This window comes from Marinobacter maroccanus, from assembly GCF_002933275.1.
Taxonomy (GTDB): Bacteria; Pseudomonadota; Gammaproteobacteria; order Pseudomonadales; family Oleiphilaceae; genus Marinobacter; species Marinobacter maroccanus.
Map to the genome: position 1 here is coordinate 16930 of NZ_PSSX01000001.1, position 18428 is coordinate 35357.

Sequence of the window (18428 nt, forward strand, 5' to 3'; positions counted from 1 at the left end):
GAAAATTATTAAATTTTAATTATCTAAAAAAGCCGTAATGGGGTGCTTGTCCGAATTTTATAGAGAAATAGTCTTTGTTGATCTCGGTAGAATGCCGGAGAGACAAACAACTAAGAGGGTACAACTATGAGACCGGAGCAATCACAGACGCCCGAGCTTGTCGATAGCCGGCAGGCGATTCGTGATTATTATCTCGCTGACGAGCACAAGGTGATCCACGAGATGATTGCTGGTGCCCAGTTGTCCCAGGCCGAGCGCGATGCTATCTCTGCCCGTGCGGCTGAACTGGTGCGTAGCGTTCGCAAGAACGCCAAGTCCACCATCATGGAGAAGTTCCTGGCGGAGTATGGCCTTACCACAAAGGAAGGCGTCGCCCTGATGTGTCTGGCCGAGGCGCTGTTGCGTGTGCCCGACAACACAACCATTCATGAGCTCATTGAAGACAAGATCACCTCCGGCGCCTGGGGTACCCACGTGGGCAAGGCATCGTCTGGACTGATCAACACGGCTACCGTTGCCCTGCTGATGACCAGCAACCTTTTGAAGGATTCCGAGCGCAATACCGTGGGTGAAACCCTGCGGAAACTGCTCAAGCGCTTTGGCGAGCCGGTCATCCGCACCGTTGCCGGCCAGGCCATGAAGGAAATGGGCCGTCAGTTCGTTTTGGGCCGTGATATCGACGAAGCCCAGGACGAAGCCAAGGAGTATATGGCCAAGGGCTATACCTACTCCTACGACATGCTGGGTGAAGCCGCCCGTACCGATGATGACGCGAAGCGTTACTACGACTCCTATTCCAACGCCATCGATAGCATTGCCAAGGCAAGCAAGGGCGATGTCCGTAAGAATCCCGGCATCTCTGTAAAACTCTCTGCCCTGCTGGCCCGATACGAGTACGGCAACAAAGAGCGGGTGATGAACGAACTGCTGCCCCGGGCTCGCGAGCTGGTCAAAAAAGCAGCAGCCGCCAACATGGGCTTTAACATCGACGCTGAGGAGCAGGATCGTCTGGATCTTTCCCTTGATGTGATCGAGGCGCTGGTTGCAGATCCCGAGCTTGCGAACTGGGATGGCTTCGGCGTGGTGGTCCAGGCCTACGGCAAGCGTTCGTCGTTCGTTATCGACTGGCTCTATGGCCTGGCTGAAAAATACGACCGCAAGTTCATGGTGCGACTGGTGAAGGGCGCCTACTGGGATGCCGAGATCAAGCGTGCCCAGGTAATGGGTCTGAATGGCTTTCCAGTGTTCACTCGCAAGGCCTGCAGTGACGTGTCGTTCCTGTCCTGCGCCACCAAACTGTTGAACATGACGAACCGGATCTACCCGCAGTTCGCCACCCACAACGCCCATTCAGTGTCCTCCATCCTGGAAATGGCGAAGACCAAGGGTGTGGACAACTACGAGTTCCAGCGTCTGCACGGCATGGGTGAGTCCCTGCACAATGAGGTTCTGAAAGTCAGCGGCGTGCCTTGTCGCATCTATGCGCCTGTTGGCCCGCACAAGGATCTGCTGGCGTACCTGGTGCGTCGCCTGCTGGAGAACGGTGCCAACAGTTCGTTCGTGAACCAGATCGTGGACACCAGCATTACCCCCGAGGAAATTGCCAAGGATCCGATTGTCAGCGTTGAACAGATGGGTGAAAACATCTCCAGCAAGGCGATCGTGCATCCGTTCAAACTGTTTGGCGATCAGCGTCGCAACTCCAAGGGCTGGGATATCACCGATCCGGTAACGGTTAACGAGATCGAGAAGGGCCGTGGTGCCTACAAGGACTATCGCTGGAAGGGCGGTCCGGTGATTGCCGGCGAAGTGGCCGGCACCGAAGTGCAGGTGGTGCGAAACCCGGCGGATCCGGACGACCTGGTCGGCCATGTAACCCAGGCCTCGGACGCTGATGTCGACACCGCCATCACTGCGGCGGCGGCTGCGTTCAAAAGCTGGTCCGGGAAATCCGCTGAAGAGCGCGCAGCGTGTGTTCGTAAGGTCGGCGACCTGTATGAGGAGAACTACGAAGAGCTGTTCGCCCTCACCACCCGTGAAGCGGGGAAATCCCTGCTGGATGCGGTGGCGGAAATCCGTGAGGCGGTCGACTTCTCCCAGTATTACGCCAACGAGGCCATCCGCTATAAAGACAGTGGCGATGCCCGCGGTGTCATGGTGTGTATTTCCCCCTGGAACTTCCCGCTGGCCATTTTCACCGGGCAGATCCTGGCCAACCTGGCCGCGGGTAACACGGTTGTGGCGAAGCCAGCGGAGCAAACGTCGCTGTTGGCCATTCGCGCTGTGGAACTGATGCACCAGGCCGGTATCCCGACGGATGCCATCCAGTTGGTGCCGGGCACCGGCGCGACCGTCGGTTCGGCCCTGACCTCCGATTCACGGGTCAGCGGCGTGTGCTTCACCGGCTCTACCGCCACCGCCCAGCGCATCAACGAGGTGATGACCGAGAACATGGCGCCGGACGCGCCGCTGGTGGCAGAAACCGGTGGCCTGAACGCCATGATCGTGGATTCCACGGCACTGCCGGAGCAGGTGGTGCGCGATGTGCTGGCCTCCTCTTTCCAGAGTGCCGGCCAGCGTTGTTCGGCGCTGCGTATGCTTTACGTGCAGAAGGACATTGCCGATGGCCTGCTTGAAATGCTGTACGGGGCCATGGAAGAACTGGGTATCGGTGATCCCTGGTTGCTGTCCACGGATGTGGGGCCGGTGATCGACGAGAATGCCCGCAAGAAAATCGTGGACCATTGCGAGAAGTTCGAGCGCAACGGCAAGCTGCTGAAGAAGCTGAAAGTTCCTGAGAAAGGGCTGTTTGTTTCCCCGGCGGTCCTCAGCGTCAGTGGTATTGAGGAGCTGGAAGAGGAGATATTCGGGCCGGTATTGCATGTGGCCACGTTCGAGGCGAAGAACATCGACAAGGTGGTGGATGACATCAATGCCAAGGGCTACGGCCTGACGTTCGGTATCCACAGTCGTGTTGATCGCCGGGTTGAGCGTATTTCCAGCCGGATCAAGGTGGGTAACACCTATGTGAATCGGAATCAGATCGGCGCCATCGTGGGCTCTCAGCCCTTCGGGGGTGAAGGCCTCTCCGGCACTGGCCCCAAAGCTGGCGGTCCGCAGTATGTTCGTCGCTTCATGAAAGGTGAAACGGTTGAGCGTGAGGCGGATTCCGGCGCCAAGAAAGTGGATGCCAAGCAGTTGCAGAAGCTGATCGGCCAGCTGGACAAGCTGAAGGCGTCCAAGCCGGAACCCCGCATGGAGGCCATCAAGCCCATCTTCGGGGACGTTCCGGCGCCGCTCGACGCTCACGTGGAAGAGCTGCCCGGGCCAACCGGTGAGACCAACCGCCTGACCAACCATGCCCGTGGTGTGGTGTTGTGTCTGGGGCCGGATAAGCAAACCGCTCTGGAGCAGGCCGGCACCGCGTTGTCACAAGGTAATAAGGTGGTGGTGATTGCGCCGGGTGTTCAGGACACCGTGGACCAGGCCGCCAAGGCCGGACTGCCAATCACTGGCGCGGAAGGTCTGCTGGAGCCGGAGGCACTGGCAACCGTCGACGGCTTCGAGGCGGTGGTCAGCTGCGGCGTTCAGTCTTTGCTGAAGGCCTATCGCGAGGCACTGGCCAAGCGCGACGGTGCCTTGCTGCCGCTGATTACAGAGCACACCCTGGATCAGCGTTTTGTGATCGAACGTCATCTGTGCGTGGACACAACTGCAGCGGGCGGTAACGCCAGCCTGATTGCCGCCTCCGAATAATCGGTGGCAATCGGTTCCAAACGCGCCCGGCGTCAGGTAGCCCTGATGCCGGGCGCACCTGCTTTAAGCCGCTGGTTGAACAGCATTCGGCGGCCTTCGGCCTCGGCAACGTCGGAAAGATAGAAGCTGACTGATGACCCTGGCCCCCTCTGTGCCAGAAGACCCGCATCCAGGGCGCTGAGACAGCCGATTTTCGGGTAGCCGCCGATGGTTTGCCGGTCTTTCATCAGAACGATTGGCTGGCCATCTTTCGGTACCTGAATGGCACCGTAGGCGATTCCTTCCGAAACAATCCCGTCCAGATCCGAATAGATGGCATCGCCTTTCAGGCGATACCCCATGCGATCGATATTCTGGCTGATTTGATAATCGCACGAGAAAAACTTCATTCGCTCAACCACAGGGAAGCTCTGATACTGATAGCCGGGAATTATTCCCAGACGCAGGTGCTGTTGATAATCGGGAATTTCTGGCCCAGGAAGAAAGGCCTCAACAAACGATGCACTTTTCTCAAACTCCAGCTTATCGCCCTTGGCCAGTTTTGCTCCCTTACCATCGAGTCCGCCCAGGCCCTCGCGCGCTACGGTAGCGCAACTGCCCAGTTTCATGGCTGGCTTGAATCCGCCGCTCACCGCCAGGTAGGCTCGCAGGCCGCTCATCGGCGCGGTGAAGTCCAGCCGGTCACCCGCGCTGATCTGATGGGTGCGCCAGGGCTCAATGGTTCGATCATTGATGCGGGCGCCCAGATCGCCGCCGGTGATGGCAATGCAGGCATCATAGTTCGCCTTCAGGCTGAACCTGCCGAAGGTGATTTCGATCTGGGGGGCATTGAGATCATTGTTCAGCAGTCGGTTCGCCCAGAAAAACGCAAACTCGTCCATGGGGCCACCGGTTGTCACCCCCATATGCTGGTAGCCGTAGCGGCCGGCATCCTGAACAAGGGCGAGCATTCCGGGTTCGAGGACTTCAAAGCTCATCGAGGTTGCCTCCCAGCTCGAGGAATTCGTCCCGGCTGATGGCGCGAAAGCGCACCTGATCGCCCACCTGTACCAGCGCCAGCGAGTCGCTGTCCCAATCAACCATTTTTTGCGGTGTGCGACCAACGATCTGCCAGCCGCCGGGGGTACAGCTCGGGTAGATTGCGGTTTGGGTGCCCGCGATGCCGACACTGCCGGTAGGGACTTTTAGTCGGGGAGTGGATTTCCGGGGAATGGCAATCCGTTCGTCGGTGCTTCCCAGGTAGGCAAACCCCGGAGCGAAGCCGATGGCGTAGACTTGATAAAGCTGTTCACTGTGGATGCGAACGACCTCGTCCCGGGACAGGCCGGCATGCTCGCAGACATCCTCCAGGTCCAGCCCCACTTCCGGATCATAGTAGACGGGCAGCTCGACGATCCGGGCCGAATCGTCCCCGGTGGTGCCATCGTCATCGGCGTCTATCGCTGCGCGCACCCTGCGGGTGATGGCAAACCGGTCAGCCTTTTCCAGATCCCAGGTCACCAGGATCGACGTGTAAGACGGCACCAGATCGATGATGAGGTCCGACATATCGCGCCGCAGCCGGTCGCTGGCCTGTTTGACCAGGCCCGCAGATTCCGCCCCGATCTGGTCGCCAAAATACACCATGCAGGTGTTTTCGTTGACCGACTCGATCCTCATAGCGCCTCAACAACCTTCCGCATGTGCCGCGCGGCATCGACGGCATGGTAGCTGTCACCGTGAATACAGATGGTGTCGGCCTTGATCGGAATGCGTTGGCCCGAGATTGAGGTAACGGTTCCCTCCCGAATGATCTGGGTAACCTGCTCCTCAATGGCTTCGGTGGTTTCATGGACCGCGCCGCGCACCGAGCGTTTTACCAGTCGGCCTTCGTCGCTGTAGGCACGATCGGAGAAGGCTTCAAACCAGACCTCGATGCCGTACTCGTCTGCCCGGTCTTTGACCTGCTGCCATTCCGGTGTCGCCATGACCACCAGCGGGCATTGCGGTGCATAGGAGCGCACCGCGGACATAACCACGGACAGGGTGGTGTTATCCACCATCATCCGGTTATACAGCGCGCCATGAGGTTTAACGTAGGAAATGGAGGTGCCATGCACCTGGCAGATCCCGTTCAGTGCAGCCATCTGATAAACCAGGATGGCCTTGAGTTCGTCCGGCCGGCAGTCCATGTCCCGACGACCGAACCCGAGCAGGTCCGGGTAGCCCGGGTGGGCGCCAATCGTTACGTTCTGGGCCAGTGCCAGCTTGACCGTGTGATCCATGGTCAGCGGGTCGGATGCATGGAACCCGCAGGCAATGCTGGCCATATCGATGTAAGGCATGACTTCGGCGTCCATGCCCTTGGTCCAGGAGCCGAAGCTCTCGCCCATATCGCAGTTGAGTTTCATTGTGTACCTCCGAAAAACATTGTTGCCTGTGTCATCCCCGGCTCATGGTCTGGGGCAGGTAAGTGACAATCTCCGGGAACCAGCCGATCAGGAAAAGCGCCGCCATGATCAGCAGGAAGAACGGCAGGGCTGCCCGGGCCACATAGAGTATGTCCTTGCCGGTCAGGGCCTGGATGACGAACAGGTTGAAGCCAACCGGGGGCGTAATCTGTGCCATTTCAACCACCAGTACAATAAAGATTCCGAACCAGAGCAAATCGATACCGGCCTGTTGAACCATCGGCATCACAACAGCGACAGTCAGAACCACCACTGAAATCCCGTCGAGAAAACAGCCGAGAAGGACGAACAGCACTGTCAGGCCGATCAGCAGCTCGAACGGTGACAGGGACATGCTGCCGATCCAGGCAGCCAGCTCCCTTGGAATGCCCAGAAAGCCCATGGCCAGGGTCAGAAAGTGGGCGCCAACCAGAATCAGGCCGATCATGCAGGAGCTTTTCACTGCGCCCAACAGGCTGTCCTTGAAACTCTGAATGCTTAGTGAACCGGTTGCGGCCGCAATGATGAGGGCTCCAAACACGCCCAGGGCGGCTGCCTCTGTGGGGGTGGCAAAGCCGGTGTAAATGGAACCCAGTACGAAAATGATCAGGCCAACGATTGGAAGCAGCATCTTCAGTGCCTTGATCTTGACCGAGAACGCCAGGTTTTCCTTGCTGGTGGCCGGTAGCTGGTCCTTGTTGAGCTTGGCCCAGATCATGGTGTAACCCATAAACATGGCAACCAGCATCAGGCCGGGCAGGGCGCCTGCGATAAACAGGCGGCCAATGGAAACCTCTGCGGCCACGCCATACACAATCAGAATGATGGAGGGCGGAATCAACAGCCCAAGCGTACCGGAGCCAGCCAGGGTGCCCACCGCCATTTTGTCGCTATAACCCTGGGCTTTCAGTTCTGGCAAAGTCATTCGGCCGATCGTTGCGGCAGTGGCTGCGGAAGAGCCGGAAACAGCCGCGAAAATACCGCAACTCAGAATATTTACATGGAGCAGTTTGCCCGGCAGCCCGCCCATCCAGGGGGCCAGGCCTTTGAACAAATCCTCGGACAGTCGTGTACGGAACAGTACTTCCCCCATCCATATGAACATGGGCAGGGCCGTCAGAGACCAGCTGGTACTGGCGCCCCAACTGGATGTTGCGAACAGCAGGCCGATCTGCTCGTTGCCGGAGAGCAGCAGGCCCAGAACGCCGACCCCAACCAGGGTCAGGGAGACCCACACGCCCACGGCAAGCATCAGGATCATCGCAACTGCCAGGACAATGGAGAGAAATGCGATATCCATTACACTTCCTCCAGATTGAGCTCGTCTTCATGCTGCTGGTAGGAAGGTGTGCGCTTGCGGATCACGGCAACCAGGTCGTCGAGGATGGCAATGTTGAGTGCCGTCATTCCCAGGGCAACCGGAACCTGCGGTATCCAGATGGGTATTGGGATATAGCCGTGGGACACCTCCTCGAAGATGTAGGACTCCCACACCATGTGCCAGCAATAGAAAGTCATATAGCAGGCGAGTCCGAACCCGAAAACAAGTACGACCAGCTCCTGCCAGAATCTTGGCCGGGCGGACCACTTCTGGATAACCAGAGTGACCCGGATATGGCCGCCGTTATGAAAGGTATAGGCAAGACCGAAGAAGGTGGCGGCGGCGAGAGCCCAGCCCGATACGTCTTCCGCTGAGGGAATGATAAAGCCGAACAGGCGGCCGACGATCTGGGCCAGGATGACGACCATGATCAGGGCAATGCAGAAACCAGAAGCGTAACCGGATGCCAGATAAAATTTTTCTCTAAGAGAGTTCATAACGGATGCCTCCCGGAACAGCCTCCCGAACACAGGAGGCTTCCGTTCAGTGAACTTTTAGCGGTAGTTGGAGAGGATGGCGCCGACTTCTTCCGGTGCTTCCTGTTCCCACTCTTTCACCATGATGTCACCGATTTTCTGGAGCTCGGCCATCAGTTCATCAGACGGCTGGGAAACCGTGATGCCATTTTCAGCCAGGGTGGCAGTGTCCTCTGCGGCGGTTTTGCGAACGCCTTCCCAGCCTTTCTTCTCGGCAGCTGCAGCCGCATCCAGGATAACCTGGCGCTGTTCATCACTCAGGCGACGGAAAGCCCGCTTGTTGACGACCACCACATTCTTCGGAATCCAGGCCTTGATGTCGGTGTAGTGGGAAAGGTAATCCCAGGCCTGGCCGTTGGCGCCTGTTGACGGCGAGGTGATCATGGCGTCGATGATGCCGGTGCTGAACGCCTGCGGGATCTCGGGCACCTGAACCGTTGTCGGGGTGGTGTTCATAAGGTCGGCCAGACGCGACGTGGAGGGGCTGTAAGCCCGCATCTTCAGGCCTCTAAGATCTTCAAGGGTGTTGACTGGCGCCTTGGTGTAAAGGCTTTGTGCGGGCCAGGGTACGGTATACAGCAGGGTCATGCCTTCCTTGTCCAGCTGTTTTTCGATTTGTGGCTTGGCGGCCTCCCAGAGTCTTTTGGAATCTTCGAAGCTGGTTGCCAGGAACGGAATATTGTCGTGTTTGAACACCGGATGGGTGTTACCCATGATGCCGATGAAAATTTCACCCAGCTGTACCTGGCCGGTTCTCACGGCCCGGGGGATTTCCGGGTGTTTTACCAGCGAGGCACCGGAATGAACGGTGACGGTGATGTCACCATCGGTGCCGTTTTTGATGTCCTCGGCAAAACCGTAGGCGATCTGGGTAGGCAGGTTGGCGTCGCCGTAGGGCGTGGGCATGTGCCACTGATCGGCCTGAACGGCAGAGGTAAGCAGCGCCCCGGTAACCAGGGTGGCTGTGGCGAGTTGTTTGAACATGACGAATCTCCCGTGTTTCTGTTTTTGTCGTTTAAAAGGAACTGGGGCTTCAGAGTACCGCCAGTTCTTCATTCAGCCGCTCGGTAAGCAGCATTTTTCCCGGTACGTGGGTTATTGCGAAAGGCAGGCGCGCGTTCTCAAGGGCCAGTTGCGGGGTGACCCCGCAGGCCCAGAACAGCGGAAGCTCGCCCGGCCTGATCGTTACCGGATCTCCAAAATCGGGCTGGTTAACGTCCCGGATGCCAATGAGCGACGGATCGCCGATATGGACCGGTGCACCGTGGGCCTTTGGCAGGCGGGTGGTAATCTGTATGGCACGGATCGCATCCGCACCGCTGAACGGGCGCATGGAGACCACCATGTTGCCACTGAACCGGCCAGCTGGCCGGGTAGCAATGTTCGAGCGGAACATGGAAACATTCCGTCCCTCGTCCACGTTTCGAACTGAGAGGCCGGCCCTGATCAGGGCAGCTTCAAACGAGAACGAGCAACCCAGGACAAAGGTCACCAGGTCGTCCTGCCAGAGGCTTTTGAGGTCCGTGACTTTCTCCGCTCGCTCGCCGTTTCGGAAAACCTGGTATTCAGGTACATCGGTTCGGATATCCAGATCGTGTCCCAGGTCAGGGAGGCTGGGGTCACCGGGTTGAGACATGCCGATCAGGGGGCAGGCAACCGGGTTATTCTGACAGTATAGGAGAAAATCGCCGGCCCATTCGGACGGCAGGATGACCACGTTCCCCTGGAGCAGGCTGTTGGCCAGGCCACTTGTGGGCGCGGTATGGGCGCCCGAACGAATGCGAGCGCGTAATTCTGAGGCCTGATCAAGCAGGTTGTTCTTGAAATCGGAATACGCACCGGTGTGCATGACGGTAACCCCTGATTGAAATTGTTTTTTACAACTAAATTTCAGGGTATACCGGCTGGTGAAAAAGTCTAATTATCGTTTTTTAGGCCATGCGATAACTTTTCGTGATGTGTTGCCCGGTCGTATTCGCCGGACACCATCACTCCGAGGTTTGCTGCCAGTTCCGCAATAGGGTTGAAAGGAGCGCCGGAATAAGACGCTGTGAAGGCGAGTTCTGAGGGCGTCCACGAGGTATTGAGCTGGACCAGCCGGCCACTGTCCAGTTCGTGCTTGATCACGCTTAGCGGGAGCGTGGAGATGCCAATTCCATCAAGGGTCAACTGCCGGCACGCCGCCAGTGAACTTGACGAATAGAAGCGCGCTGGCAGGTCATCCAGCTCACTGAATTTCTGACTGATTTCAGCAAAGGGTTTGGTGTTTCTGGCGTAGGTGATGATAGGCCATTCCGCAATCTCCTTGAGATCCAGAAGCCTGTCCGGAAGATTCAGCTCCGGGCTGGCTACCCAAATCAGCGGGAAACTGCAGAGCGCCTGGTTTTCGATTTTCGGTTCAGACACGGGGCCCATCAGAAAGGCCAGATCCAGGCTGCGATCCAGCAAACCGGATCGGAGGTTGCCGGAGACATCCACCGTGATTTCCACATCCAGATTGGGAGCCGTTTCATGCAGTTCCCGGAAAAAACGCGGTAGCCAGGAGTGCACGATGGTTTCGGAAACGCCAAGCCGAAGGATGCCTGACAGCGATGCCCCACGGTCTGCCCGCTTGCGAAGCTGCTGGGCCATAAAGACGATCTTCTCGGCGTAGGGCAGGAGTTCCTGACCTTTGCTGGTCAGTTTGCTGTGGCCGGACTCGCGCTCGAACAGCCTGACGCCCAGCTCTTCTTCAAGAGCAGCGATACGGTTGGAAATGGCCGGCTGGGTCGTGTGCTGATGCTCGGCAGCCTTGCGAAAGCTGCCCAGTGTCGCCACCCAGATAAAGGTCTCCAGACGCTTGAAGTTCATTGATTCCCGGACCTCTGAGGGGCCTACAGCGCAGCGTAGCGCTCGTGAAGGATGCCAACCCTCTCTACATAGGCCTTGGTTTCGGCGTAGGGCGGCACGCCCTGGTAGCGGCTCACGGCACCGGGCCCCGCATTGTATGCGGCGGTGGCCAGCCGGATGTCGCCATTGAACCGGTCGAGCATTTTGGCCAGATAATGGACGCCGCCACGGATGTTCTCGTCCGCCGCCAGCGCGTTTCGTACGCCCAGCTCTTCGGCCGTGCCCGGCATCAGTTGCATCAGACCCTGGGCACCGACCGGGGATAGAGCTTTCTCATTGAAGGCGGATTCGGCGTGAATCACAGCGCGGACAAGCGCGGGATCAACCCCGAATTCCTGTGCCGCTGTCTGGATCTCGGAATCGAATGGCTTTGTGAACAGTGGCGTCTTGCGCCAGTCGACGCTGGATTCCGGGTCGCAGGCATAACAGTGGAAGCGGATAACATCGAACTCGGCACCGGCAGGCTGGACGCTGCTATAGGCCACAACGCCGTTGTTATCGGTGTAGCGGTAGACGGTATCGTTGCCGGAGGAGGCCCTGGGCTGGCTGGCGCTTTTCACGTTGGTGAATTCCACGGTGCCATCCGGATGCACAATACGCTTGATGCCGTCTGCCATGGCGGATGCCGACAGAACGAGCACAAGCGCTGCGATGGATGGGATCAGAAATGATCTGCCGATGGTCATTACTCACTCGCGAAAGATGCCGTCAATGGCCGGCTTCAGGTATTCTCTAAAAACCGCCGTAGCCGGAATTATACGGGCTTACGGGGCGGAATAAAGCGCGCGCTCTGTCGTAAAAATGTTACGTTCTGCATTGAATGCCGGCCAGTTCTCATTCTCCGTGGAGGTCACACAAGAGCATCATGGTTACCCAGACCGACGCAGGCAACCTCGTTCTCATCGGTATGCCCGGCAGTGGCAAGAGCACGGTGGGTGTTCTGCTGGCCAAGCGCCTGGGCCTCGGGTTTGTCGATACCGATTTGCTCATCCAGGAAGAAACTGGCCGCACCCTCCAGGCAATTGTAGACCAGGACGGCTACGAAGCCCTGCGGCGAATCGAAGAGCAGGTGCTTCTCAAGCTGGATGTCCGTCACAAGGTGATCAGTACAGGGGGCAGCGCCGTCTACAGTGCCCGCGCCATGGAACACCTCAAGGCCAACGGTACCGTGGTGTTTCTCGACATCCCGCTCGAACTGGTCATCGAGCGAATCGGTGATCACAGCATGCGAGGCATTTCCCGGCGGCCGGATCAGTCGCTGGAAGCCTTGTTTGAAGAGCGGTTTGAATTGTATTCCCGGTATGCGGATCTGACCGTGAAGGGGGCAGGTCTGAATCAGGATCAGGTCTGCGAGGCAGTCGTCGATAGCCTCTTTTCAGATCAGCAGTGAGTCCCAGCATTAGGTTTAGTTAAGGTGCATCAAGCCAGACCTCGCTGCTACAGTCCAGGGATGTGTTTGGAGGACTGAACGATGAAGAACTGGACATACGCGCTCGCTATCGCTTTTGTTGGAACCTTTTCAGGTGCTGCTCTGGCTGAAACCTCACCGGAGCATTCCTCGTCGGATTCTTCCGTGGAGTCTCTTAAACAGGAGACCCGGGAGTTGGGCGAGGCGCTTCAGGAGTATGGTTCTGACCAGAAAGAGCAGGCCGAGGATTCGATCAACAAAACATTGTCCGCCCTGGACAAACGTATCCAGGAGCTTGAGCAACAACTCTCCGAAAACTGGGACGATATGAGCGACACCGCTCGGGAGCGGGCCCAGAAGAGCCTGGAGTCTTTGCGGGAACAGAGGGCTCGTGTTCAAACCTGGTACCAGGAGCTCAAAGAAAGTTCCGCGTCAGCGTGGGAACGTGCCCGCAAGGGATTTTCGGAGGCCTATGAAGCGCTTTCGGAGCAATGGAGTGATACCGAGAAAGAGCTGGATGACGGATCAGAAAAGCGCTCTGACAGCATCTGAGCAGACGCGACGAGTCTGATCTCACTTCGGTCTGATTACGAAGTTTCCTGAGGCACTGGCTCGGACGGCAGCCTTTTCCCCGACCAGTTCTCCATCAAGCGGCAGGTGACCAGATCGCCGGTGACGTTGATGGCGGTCCGGCACATGTCCAGAATCCGATCCACGCCCATAATCAGGGCGATGCCGCTGGGAGGAATGCCCACAGTCTGCAACACCATGGCAAGGATCACGATGCCTACCCCGGGCGTGGCCGGGGAGCCGATGGAGGCGCCTACGGCCATGGCTACCACGAGCGCCATACTGCCCATACTGAGATCAATGCCGTAGACCTGTGCCAGGAATATCGTGGCAACCGCCTGATAGAGGGCTGTGCCATTCATGTTGATGGTGGCACCGAGCGGAATCACGAACTGTGAGACTGAAGGCCGGACCCCCAGCTTGTCTTCGGCAGTGCGAATGGACAGGGGCATGACAGCTGCCGAGCTGGATGTGGAGAAGGCGAGCAGCAACACGTCCCGGGTGTCTTTCAGGAAGCGGACGGGGGATTGGCCTGCCAGCAGCTTCAGGATAAGCATGTAAACGCCCAGCAGCACAATCAACCCGGCAATGACGGTCGCCACGTAGGAAGCCATGCCCAGCATTGCCCGGAACCCGAGGGTGGTTGTCAGCTGGGCCATGAGACCAAACACGGCAATCGGGGCCAGGCGCATGGCCCACCGAACAACCGTCATGCAGATTTGCTGGAGCGAATCGAGCAGATCCAGCATCGGCCTGGATTTTTCCGGGGCCATGCTTACCAGGGCGATGCCGACAATGATGGAAAAGATCACCACCTGGAGCATCTGGCCTTCAACCATGGCATCCAGCGGGTTGCCGGGCAATAGCCCGATCAGGGTGTTTGGCAGCTCATCCACACTGGGCATGCTGGCAACCGGCGCACTGTCTTCGGCCGTTACCATCGGAGTGCCGAGCCCGGTCATCATTCTGCCGGGGTTGATGAGGTCGCCGATCCAGAGACCGATCGAAGCCGCCATGGCAGTAGTGATCACGAAGAATCCGGTTACCCTCAGGCCGAGCTTGCGCAACTGATCCAGGTCTTCGCTGGCGGCAAGCCCGCGAACCACCGAGGCAATCACCAGCGGGATCACAATCATCTGGATGGTGGCCAGGAACAATTGCCCGGGGAAAGCCAGCCAGTTCCCGATCAACGTGCCTGTTTCCGGTTTCACGAGTCCCACGGACGGACCGAGCAAGGTGCCGGTAATCAATCCGAGGAACATGCCAATCAACACCTTCAGCCAGAGTTTTCCCTGCACCAGCCCCGAGAGGTAGCTGCTGAGATGACGAAGTGGCCTTGGGTAAAGATCGCTCGCCTGGTTTGGCATTACCGTAAATCGTCCCTGTTTCTGGTGAGAGTCCCCTACAAGCATAGCCCATGCTCGCGAAGGCTTTGTGAGGCAGATCAATCAGGCATCAAACTGATTTCTTCGGCAGTGAGAGGGCGGTATTCGCCGACAGCCAGCGTGTGGTCCAGCCAGATAGTCCCCATTCGTTCCCGATGCAGAGCAGTCACGCGATTGCCGACGGCATGGAATATGCGCTTGACCTGATGGTAACGGCCCTCGTAGATGGTCACTCTGGCTTCACAGGGGGCCAGGATTTCCAGGGGCGCAGGCGAAGTGGTCAGCTGTTCGTATTCAAACCAGATGCCTTCCGCGAATCGATGAGGGGTGTCTGGAGAAATCGGATAGGCGGTGCCGACCCGGTACACTTTCGGGATCTTGATGCGGGGCTCGGTGAGCTGACGTGACCAGCGGCCATCGTTGGTGAGAATCAGCAAGCCGGTACTGGCGCGGTCGAGCCGTCCGGCAATATGCAGGTCCTCGCGCAGTTCCGGCGTTATCAGCTCCATTACGGTCCGGTGGGTGTCGTCGAGCGTTGCGCTCAGAAAGCCTGCGGGTTTGTGGAGCATAAGGTAGTGGCAGGTTTTAGCCTCTTGAATGATCTCGCCGTCCATCCGTACCCATGAAAAACGATCCACCTCGGCAGCAGGGTCTCGGCAGATGAGGTCATTCACGGCCACCCGACCGGAAGCGATCAGGAAATTGGCGTTGCGACGACTGACGCCGTTCCGGTTGCTGAGAATTCGGGAAAGCTTCATGGTGTGAATCGGCTATGCTGAATGTAAACCCCGACAATAATACGAGGAAATGCCATGCCATTCTCTGTTGATCACCTTGCCGAACTCAATCTGCTGGGCCAGTTTCCCTCAACGTCTACCCAGGAGGGCCTCAAGGTGCACGCCCACTCGGCGGCCCCGGAAACGGTGAGGGCCGCTGAGAGCCTGCACGCCAAAGGTCTGATCAGCCAGAAAGACGGAGGCTACCTCACCCCGCTCGGAGCGGAAGCCGTAGACCTGACTCAGAAACTCCAGTCGATTCTCAGCAGCTCATGATGCGAGGATGATCGGCCCGGCCTTTGAGACCCGGTGTCCTCCCGGGTTAGGGTGAGGTCATGAGCAACTGGAAAAAATCGCCCCTCCTCTGGATGGGCGGAAGCATTGCCGGCGTCGGGCTGATTGTTGGTCTGCTGTATGCGTTCGGGGTCCATCAGCAGGTGTTGGACTTGTTGCGCTGGTTCGATAATCAGGGTGCCTGGGCAGCTTTTCTGTTTATCGGCATCATGGTGCTGGCGATGGTGCTCCTGCTTCCGGGGGTGCTGCTGACTACCGGCGCCGGCTTTGTGTTTGGTGTGCTGGAAGGCACAGCGTATGTGGTAGTGGGGACCACCCTCGGTTCGGCCATTGCCTTTCTTATTGCCCGGCATTTCCTGGGTGAGCACGCCCATGTGTATATCCGCAATCGGGCCCGATTGTCTGTGGTGAGTGACGAAATGGCACCCCATGGCTGGAAAATCGTGCTGCTCACCCGCTTGATTCCTTTCTTTCCGGGCAAACTGTCCAATTTCCTGTTCGGTCTCACCAATTTCTCGTTCGGCGGCTTTGTGGCTGGAACCTTCCTCGGGGTTATTCCTTTTTCGCTCCACAACGTGTACCTGGGGTCGCTGGCCGCTGACCTGTCCACCCTGGGCGCTCGGGAGACTGGTCGTACACCGTTGGAGTGGGCCATTTACGGTGCCGGTTTCGTAGGCACTGTGCTGGCGGTTGTTTTTCTCAACCGTCTCGCCCGCCGGGCACTGGCCCAATACCAAGTTGAGACCCAACCAACAGAACAGGAGGCAAACCAATGAGCTGGATGAAGTGGCTGCCCTGGCGTTATCTGGTAAAGCGGGTGGCCCATCGTCATGGTTTTCTGGATCCGATCGCGCTTCTGGGCAAACTGCACAGTTTTGCCCAGCCCTCCGAGGTGGGGGAGCCCATCGAGCTGCTCAGAGCGGGCGTGGTTTTCCACGCGCGGGGGCTGATTAACAGCCGTGTCATCCAGCATAACCTGGATTGGGTCTGGCCTTACTGGGTGGAGCGTCAGTTCGACCCCGAAGATGTTGCCTTCATTCCCCGGGCGTTCTCCATCACCCATATCAATCTGAGTAACCGTAACTGGACAGCGATCGGCCAGCCGGATGTGGATGAACTACCGGTTGTTGACCCGCGGGGATTGCTGACGCCATTCCACGACGGCTGGTCACTGGATGCCTGGGTGTTGGCGGATGACGGCCGATGTCTTTTGCCGTCTCGCAGCAAGACCGCCCGGCAGCGTCAGGAATTCGAGGAGGGCCCCTGTATAGTGACCGAATCCGAACTGGAAGGTTTGAGCCTGACCAGTCGTTCCCGGGTGGTGGTGGAAAATGGCCGGCCGGTGTGCGAGTTGGTTCTGAAGGCGCGGTCAGAGACATCCGGATCACTGGTGCTTGCGCTGCGTCCGGCCAACCCTGAGGGGATCAGTTTTATAAACAAGGTCCGGCTGTCCGAGCAGAGGGATGCCTGGACCGTGGATGGCAAACAGGCGGTGTTCTTCAGTCGGCCGGCGGAGCGGCACCATGTCTCGGACTACCGCCAGGGTGACGTTCGCATTCACCTGCAGGACATAGAGGACCAGAGTGAAGGCCAGTGCGATGTCGGTATGGTTACAGCCGCCGCGCTGTTTACGGTCAAGGCCGGGGAGGAGTCAGAACTTACGATAAGGGTGCCGCTGTCTGGTGATTCTGCGCCTGCCATCCGTTCTGATGCCTGGGACAGAGCTCTGGAAGGCTATGCCCGACTGGAGTGCCCCGATGAAACCTGGCAGTTTCTATACGAGGCGGCTCTTCATTCCCTGGTGCTGCATTCGCCCGAGGATGTCTACCCCGGACCATACACCTACAAACGCTTCTGGTTTCGTGATGCCGCGTTCATCATCCACGCACTGCTCTGCGCCGGGCTTACAGACCGGGCCGAAAGGGCGCTGTACCAGTTTCCGGCGCGGCAGCTGAAAAATGGCTATTTCCGCTCCCAGGAAGGGGAGTGGGATGCCAACGGTGAAGTGCTCTGGATTCTCCGGCGCTTCCATGAACTCACCGGCCGGCCGCTGCACCGTGAATGGCAGGAGCCCGTGCGTAAGGGCGCTCATTGGATCGAGAACAAACGCCTCAGTGAGGCCATTGATGAGCCTCACGCCGGTCTGCTGCCCGCAGGTTTCAGTGCCGAGCACCTGGGGCCCAATGATTATTACTACTGGGACGATTTCTGGGGAATCGCCGGCCTAAAGGCCGCCGAAGCACTGCTTGCCCCCATTGACCGGGAAACCAGCGAGCATTTTGGCGCCGGTGCCCGGGAGTTCAGTCAGACCGTTGATCGCAGTCTGGCAACCTGTGAGGAACGCCTGAAGCGACCGGGAATGCCGGCCTCGCCCTATCGTCGGCTGGATGCCGGCGCTATTGGCTCTCTGGCGATCGGTTACCCAACCCAGTTGTGTGAGCCGGATGACCCCAAGTTGCTCGACTGTGTAGAGTTCCTGCTCGACAAATGCTTTGTGAATGGGGCGTTCTATCAGGACATGATTCACTCGGGCCTTAACGCCTACCTGACCCTGCATGTGGCACAAGTACTCTTGCGCGCGGGTGATCCACGGTTTCTCGATCTGGTGGATGCCGTTGCCAGACTGGCATCGCCCACCGGGCAGTGGCCCGAAGCGATCCATCCAGCGACCGGGGGCGGCTGCATGGGCGATGGTCACCATGTCTGGGCATCTGCCGAATGGGTGTTGATGGTTCGCAACTGCTTTGTTCGGGAGGAGGGCGACCGCCTGATTCTCTGTTCCGGCATTCCCCCGCGTTGGCTTGAACAGGACAAACCAATCCGCTTTGGTCCGGCACCGACCAGCTTCGGAAGCATTTCCATCACTATTAAGCCGCGGCCAGGTGAGGTGCATGGAGTAACCTGGGAGGGCAACTGGCACAAGGCAGAACCCACTATCGAGATCAGGCTTCCGGAGACTGACGGCTGACAATCTGTACTGGTCATGAAACCGGTTTTCTGTATCTGTTTTGTTTGCCTGCTAACTTATAAAGTAAGCTGACTGACAAATACATCGAATCCGGTT

At 58.3% G+C, this 18428-nt stretch carries 17 protein-coding genes; 6 read left to right on the top strand and 11 right to left on the bottom strand.

Annotated features, from left to right (window positions below):
- Window positions 1–126 precede the first annotated feature (126 nt).
- Window positions 127–3756, top strand: coding sequence for a bifunctional proline dehydrogenase/L-glutamate gamma-semialdehyde dehydrogenase PutA (putA, locus tag KEHDKFFH_RS00080; protein ID WP_104320033.1), 3630 nt, complete (start codon window positions 127–129; stop codon window positions 3754–3756).
- Between the two features lie 32 nt (window positions 3757–3788).
- On the opposite strand, the gene KEHDKFFH_RS00085 is transcribed toward putA, so the two are convergent.
- The 9 genes from KEHDKFFH_RS00085 to KEHDKFFH_RS00125 all read right to left on the bottom strand — a co-directional run bounded on the left by KEHDKFFH_RS00085 (window position 3789) and on the right by KEHDKFFH_RS00125 (window position 11617).
- Window positions 3789–4733: a 5-oxoprolinase subunit C family protein gene (locus KEHDKFFH_RS00085; protein ID WP_104320034.1), complete on the bottom strand. Its 945-nt coding sequence runs from the start codon at window positions 4731–4733 to the stop codon at window positions 3789–3791.
- The gene (gene pxpB, locus KEHDKFFH_RS00090) at window positions 4723–5415 is read right to left on the bottom strand and encodes a 5-oxoprolinase subunit PxpB (protein WP_104320035.1); all 693 of its coding nucleotides are present in this window, start codon (window positions 5413–5415) and stop codon (window positions 4723–4725) included. The genes KEHDKFFH_RS00085 and pxpB overlap by 11 nt, the downstream gene beginning before the upstream one ends.
- Window positions 5412–6146 (bottom strand): 5-oxoprolinase subunit PxpA, encoded by a 735-nt coding sequence (locus KEHDKFFH_RS00095; RefSeq protein WP_104320036.1) that lies wholly within the window; start codon window positions 6144–6146, stop codon window positions 5412–5414. Before KEHDKFFH_RS00095 ends, pxpB begins: the two co-directional genes overlap by 4 nt.
- Before the next feature lie 31 nt (window positions 6147–6177).
- A complete protein-coding gene (locus tag KEHDKFFH_RS00100; protein ID WP_104320037.1) occupies window positions 6178–7485 on the bottom strand; it encodes a TRAP transporter large permease in 1308 nt (435 codons plus the stop codon).
- Window positions 7485–8003 (bottom strand): TRAP transporter small permease, encoded by a 519-nt coding sequence (locus KEHDKFFH_RS00105; RefSeq protein ID WP_104320038.1) that lies wholly within the window; start codon window positions 8001–8003, stop codon window positions 7485–7487. Before KEHDKFFH_RS00105 ends, KEHDKFFH_RS00100 begins: the two co-directional genes overlap by 1 nt.
- A 57-nt stretch (window positions 8004–8060) precedes the next feature.
- On the bottom strand, window positions 8061–9026 hold the full coding sequence (locus tag KEHDKFFH_RS00110) for a TRAP transporter substrate-binding protein (RefSeq protein WP_104320039.1): 966 nt from the start codon (window positions 9024–9026) through the stop codon (window positions 8061–8063).
- 49 nt (window positions 9027–9075) lie between these two features.
- Window positions 9076–9891: a putative hydro-lyase gene (locus KEHDKFFH_RS00115; RefSeq protein ID WP_104320040.1), complete on the bottom strand. Its 816-nt coding sequence runs from the start codon at window positions 9889–9891 to the stop codon at window positions 9076–9078.
- Window positions 9892–9959: 68 nt separating this feature from the next.
- Complete coding sequence (locus tag KEHDKFFH_RS00120; protein ID WP_104320041.1) at window positions 9960–10892, bottom strand: LysR family transcriptional regulator; 933 nt, start codon at window positions 10890–10892, stop codon at window positions 9960–9962.
- A 23-nt stretch (window positions 10893–10915) separates the two neighbouring features.
- Window positions 10916–11617, bottom strand: a complete 702-nt coding sequence (locus KEHDKFFH_RS00125; RefSeq protein ID WP_104320042.1) for a lytic transglycosylase domain-containing protein — start codon at window positions 11615–11617, stop codon at window positions 10916–10918.
- A gap of 179 nt (window positions 11618–11796) precedes the next feature.
- Between KEHDKFFH_RS00125 and KEHDKFFH_RS00130 the strand changes: the two genes are divergently transcribed.
- Window positions 11797–12321: a shikimate kinase gene (locus tag KEHDKFFH_RS00130; RefSeq protein WP_104320043.1), complete on the top strand. Its 525-nt coding sequence runs from the start codon at window positions 11797–11799 to the stop codon at window positions 12319–12321.
- An 81-nt stretch (window positions 12322–12402) separates the two neighbouring features.
- Entirely contained in the window at window positions 12403–12891 is a 489-nt protein-coding gene (locus KEHDKFFH_RS00135; RefSeq protein WP_104320044.1) for a hypothetical protein, read from the top strand.
- A gap of 35 nt (window positions 12892–12926) precedes the next feature.
- On the opposite strand, the gene KEHDKFFH_RS00140 is transcribed toward KEHDKFFH_RS00135, so the two are convergent.
- The gene (locus KEHDKFFH_RS00140) at window positions 12927–14276 is read right to left on the bottom strand and encodes a dicarboxylate/amino acid:cation symporter (protein WP_104320045.1); all 1350 of its coding nucleotides are present in this window, start codon (window positions 14274–14276) and stop codon (window positions 12927–12929) included.
- Between the two features lie 77 nt (window positions 14277–14353).
- The gene (locus KEHDKFFH_RS00145; RefSeq protein WP_104320046.1) at window positions 14354–15052 is read right to left on the bottom strand and encodes a pseudouridine synthase; all 699 of its coding nucleotides are present in this window, start codon (window positions 15050–15052) and stop codon (window positions 14354–14356) included.
- Between the two features lie 54 nt (window positions 15053–15106).
- Here KEHDKFFH_RS00145 and KEHDKFFH_RS00150 point away from each other — a divergent pair, with 54 nt between their 5' ends.
- Genes KEHDKFFH_RS00150 through KEHDKFFH_RS00160 form a run of 3 tightly spaced genes read left to right on the top strand, consistent with a single transcriptional unit; the run spans window position 15107 to window position 18332 of the window.
- Window positions 15107–15346 carry a TIGR02647 family protein gene (locus KEHDKFFH_RS00150; protein ID WP_104320047.1) on the top strand — a complete coding sequence of 80 codons (240 nt, stop codon included), beginning with the start codon at window positions 15107–15109 and terminating at the stop codon, window positions 15344–15346.
- Between the two features lie 59 nt (window positions 15347–15405).
- On the top strand, window positions 15406–16140 hold the full coding sequence (locus KEHDKFFH_RS00155; RefSeq protein ID WP_104320048.1) for a TVP38/TMEM64 family protein: 735 nt from the start codon (window positions 15406–15408) through the stop codon (window positions 16138–16140).
- Complete coding sequence (locus KEHDKFFH_RS00160) at window positions 16137–18332, top strand: hypothetical protein (RefSeq protein WP_104320049.1); 2196 nt, start codon at window positions 16137–16139, stop codon at window positions 18330–18332. Before KEHDKFFH_RS00155 ends, KEHDKFFH_RS00160 begins: the two co-directional genes overlap by 4 nt.
- The last annotated feature ends 96 nt before the right edge of the window (window positions 18333–18428 follow it).